Genomic DNA, 1,375 nt, shown 5'->3' with positions numbered 1-1,375 from the left:
ACTATTGCTCCGGCTTGCACTCCCGTGTATTCTTTCGGCGATTCTACTTTTTCCGGCTCAACTAATGCTCCAGAAGCAACGCCTCCATATTGGGGTTCAACTTTTTCTGGTTCAACTATCGCTCCAGATTGTACTCCTGTGTACTCTTTCGGAGATTCTGCCTTCTCTGGTTCGACTATCGCTCCGGCTTGTTCTCCTGTATACTCCTTCAGCGATTCCGCTTTTTCTGGTTCTACTATCGCTCCAGCTTGCACTCCCGTGTATTCTTTCGGAGATTCTGCCTTCTCTGGTTCTACTATCGCTCCAGATTGTACTCCTGTGTACTCTTTAGGCGATTCTACCTTTTCTGGTTCTACTATCGCTCCAGCTTGTACTCCTGTGTACTCTTTAGGCGATTCTACCTTTTCTGGTTCTACTATCGCTCCAGATTCTTCCTCTGTATATGCTTTTGTATCTGGATTATTTAGTGTTGCTTTATTTTCCTGTTTTTTATCAGTTACATTTGCATCTGTATTTTCTTTTAATTGTGGTTGTTTTTTATTATTTTGTTGGGAATTAACATTTCCCTTCACTTCTTCTTTTAATTTTTTAGTTTCAGCTTCATTTTTTATAAATCCAACAAAACTATATCCTGGAATTGAAGAAATATTAGGAAGTCTATCTCCAACTTTTAAATTATAATCCATGTTGTAGACTGATAATTGCAAATCTTCCATAGCGCGAGCAGGTAACTCTAAAGTAGTTGCTCCCATACTCGTAACTAATAATATTGATAATATTTTACGTGATTTATTTTTACCTTTTGCTACAACAACTACTAGTAATCCTAGCATACCTCCTAGAAGCATGCTTCCTACTCCATAATTTAAACCAGTATTAGGAAGTTTATTTAGTTGTGTTATTTTATTCGGCTTAAATACTAAATAATAAGTCTCTTCTGTACTATTTACAACGCTCGGTACTTCTTTTCTTATTAATTCCTTTTCTTTATCAGTAAGATTGTCTTCTCCTACATATTTATAGTGAACAATTGCATTATCGGCAGCCTTCACTATATTTTCTTCTGGTTGAACAGTAGACACCAAGAAAAATGACCCTATCGTCATCGAACAAACACCAACAGTTAACTTTCTTAATGAGAACTTATTATATTTTTCTCCTAGAAACTTTTTCAACTCTAATTCCTTCTTTCTTATAAATATTTCTTCGATAAATTTCCCATTCATTTTTCACTTAATACATTAATTGTAAGCTTTTTCCAAGGAAAATGCAAGAAAACAGCTGTGCGATCTATCCTTTGATTATCAATTATTGTATCTTAAAAATAATGATTTACCAATTATAATGGTTGTATACTAAATCCGGGGCATGGAAA

At 35.1% G+C, this 1,375-nt stretch carries 1 protein-coding gene; it reads right to left on the bottom strand.

The window, feature by feature from the left end; genetic code table 11:
• The coding region (locus HMPREF3186_RS03425; protein ID WP_156438958.1) for a YSIRK-type signal peptide-containing protein at positions 1-1,226 on the bottom strand (1,226 nt) is incomplete at its 3' end.
• Between the last annotated feature and the right edge of the window lie 149 nt (positions 1,227-1,375).

This window comes from Gemella haemolysans, assembly GCF_001553035.1.
Taxonomy (GTDB): domain Bacteria; phylum Bacillota; class Bacilli; order Staphylococcales; family Gemellaceae; genus Gemella; species Gemella haemolysans_B.
This window is presented reverse-complemented; position numbering and strand designations above follow the sequence as displayed.